The following is a 3,077-nucleotide window of genomic DNA, read 5'->3' as shown; positions in this document are numbered from 1 at the left end:
CAAATTGCTTGGGTGTTATATGGTCAAGCCTCACGGGCAATTAGTATTGGTTAGCTCAACGCCTCACAGCGCTTACACACCCAACCTATCAACGTCGTAGTCTTCGACGGCCCTTCAGGGGACTCAAGGTCCCAGTGAGATCTCATCTTGAGGCTAGTTTCCCGCTTAGATGCTTTCAGCGGTTATCTATTCCGAACATAGCTACCCGGCAATGCCACTGGCGTGACAACCGGAACACCAGAGGTTCGTCCACTCCGGTCCTCTCGTACTAGGAGCAGCCCCTCTCAAATCTCAAACGTCCACGGCAGATAGGGACCGAACTGTCTCACGACGTTCTAAACCCAGCTCGCGTACCACTTTAAATGGCGAACAGCCATACCCTTGGGACCGGCTTCAGCCCCAGGATGTGATGAGCCGACATCGAGGTGCCAAACACCGCCGTCGATATGAACTCTTGGGCGGTATCAGCCTGTTATCCCCGGAGTACCTTTTATCCGTTGAGCGATGGCCCTTCCATACAGAACCACCGGATCACTAAGACCTACTTTCGTACCTGCTCGACGTGTCTGTCTCGCAGTCAAGCGCGCTTTTGCCTTTATACTCTACGACCGATTTCCGACCGGTCTGAGCGCACCTTCGTACTCCTCCGTTACTCTTTAGGAGGAGACCGCCCCAGTCAAACTACCCACCATACACTGTCCTCGATCCGGATAACGGACCTGAGTTAGAACCTCAAAGTTGCCAGGGTGGTATTTCAAGGTTGGCTCCACGCGAACTGGCGTCCACGCTTCAAAGCCTCCCACCTATCCTACACAAGCAAATTCAAAGTCCAGTGCAAAGCTATAGTAAAGGTTCACGGGGTCTTTCCGTCTAGCCGCGGATACACTGCATCTTCACAGCGATTTCAATTTCACTGAGTCTCGGGTGGAGACAGCGCCGCCATCGTTACGCCATTCGTGCAGGTCGGAACTTACCCGACAAGGAATTTCGCTACCTTAGGACCGTTATAGTTACGGCCGCCGTTTACCGGGGCTTCGATCAAGAGCTTCGCGTTAGCTAACCCCATCAATTAACCTTCCGGCACCGGGCAGGCGTCACACCCTATACGTCCACTTTCGTGTTTGCAGAGTGCTGTGTTTTTAATAAACAGTCGCAGCGGCCTGGTATCTTCGACCGGCATGGGCTTACGCAGTAAATGCTTCACCCTCACCGGCGCACCTTCTCCCGAAGTTACGGTGCCATTTTGCCTAGTTCCTTCACCCGAGTTCTCTCAAGCGCCTTGGTATTCTCTACCCAACCACCTGTGTCGGTTTGGGGTACGGTTCCTGGTTACCTGAAGCTTAGAAGCTTTTCTTGGAAGCATGGCATCAACCACTTCGTGTTCTAAAAGAACACTCGTCATCAGCTCTCGGCCTTAAGATCCCGGATTTACCTAAGATCTCAGCCTACCACCTTAAACTTGGACAACCAACGCCAAGCTGGCCTAGCCTTCTCCGTCCCTCCATCGCAATAACCAGAAGTACAGGAATATTAACCTGTTTTCCATCGACTACGCTTTTCAGCCTCGCCTTAGGGACCGACTAACCCTGCGTCGATTAACGTTGCGCAGGAAACCTTGGTCTTTCGGCGTGGGTGTTTTTCACACCCATTGTCGTTACTCATGTCAGCATTCGCACTTCTGATACCTCCAGCAAGCTTCTCAACTCACCTTCACAGGCTTACAGAACGCTCCTCTACCGCATCACCTAAGTGATACCCGTAGCTTCGGTGTATGGTTTGAGCCCCGTTACATCTTCCGCGCAGGCCGACTCGACTAGTGAGCTATTACGCTTTCTTTAAAGGGTGGCTGCTTCTAAGCCAACCTCCTAGCTGTCTAAGCCTTCCCACATCGTTTCCCACTTAACCATAACTTTGGGACCTTAGCTGACGGTCTGGGTTGTTTCCCTTTTCACGACGGACGTTAGCACCCGCCGTGTGTCTCCCATGCTCGGCACTTGTAGGTATTCGGAGTTTGCATCGGTTTGGTAAGTCGGGATGACCCCCTAGCCGAAACAGTGCTCTACCCCCTACAGTGATACATGAGGCGCTACCTAAATAGCTTTCGAGGAGAACCAGCTATCTCCGAGCTTGATTAGCCTTTCACTCCGATCCACAGGTCATCCGCTAACTTTTCAACGGTAGTCGGTTCGGTCCTCCAGTTAGTGTTACCCAACCTTCAACCTGCCCATGGATAGATCGCCCGGTTTCGGGTCTATTCCCAGCGACTAGACGCCCTATTAAGACTCGCTTTCGCTACGCCTCCCCTATTCGGTTAAGCTCGCCACTGAAAATAAGTCGCTGACCCATTATACAAAAGGTACGCAGTCACCCAACAAAGTGGGCTCCCACTGCTTGTACGCATACGGTTTCAGGATCTATTTCACTCCCCTCTCCGGGGTTCTTTTCGCCTTTCCCTCACGGTACTAGTTCACTATCGGTCAGTCAGTAGTATTTAGCCTTGGAGGATGGTCCCCCCATATTCAGACAAAGTTTCTCGTGCTCCGTCCTACTCGATTTCATGGCCAAGAGATTTTCGCGTACAGGGCTATCACCCACTATGGCCGCACTTTCCAGAGCGTTCCGCTAATCTCAAAGCCACTTAAGGGCTAGTCCCCGTTCGCTCGCCACTACTAAGGGAATCTCGGTTGATTTCTTTTCCTCAGGGTACTTAGATGTTTCAGTTCCCCTGGTTCGCTTCTTAAGCCTATGTATTCAGCTTAAGATACCTAACTTATGTTAGGTGGGTTCCCCCATTCAGACATCTCCGGATCACAGTCTGTTTGCCGACTCCCCGAAGCTTTTCGCAGGCTACCACGTCTTTCATCGCCTCTGACTGCCAAGGCATCCACCGTATGCGCTTCTTCACTTGACCATATAACCCCAAGCAATCTGGTTATACTGTGAAGACGACATTCGCCGAAAATTCGATTCTTGCTCATAAAGAGCAACTCACAAATTTTACCTTAGCCTGATCCGTTACCAGTGAAAGTAACGTTCAGTCTATCTTTCTATCACATACCCAAATTTTTAAAGAACGA

General features: G+C 51.1%; 1 rRNA gene. It reads right to left on the bottom strand.

Annotated elements, in window-relative coordinates:
• Positions 1 to 19: 19 nt before the first annotated feature.
• Positions 20 to 2,911 (bottom strand): 23S ribosomal RNA (locus MEB48_RS28965).
• Positions 2,912 to 3,077: the final 166 nt, after the last annotated feature.

It is taken from the genome of Pseudomonas sp. PGPR40, from assembly GCF_022014505.1.
GTDB lineage: Bacteria > Pseudomonadota > Gammaproteobacteria > Pseudomonadales > Pseudomonadaceae > Aquipseudomonas.
The sequence above is the reverse complement of the archived record's forward strand: the minus strand, read 5'-3'. Positions and strand labels throughout refer to the sequence as shown.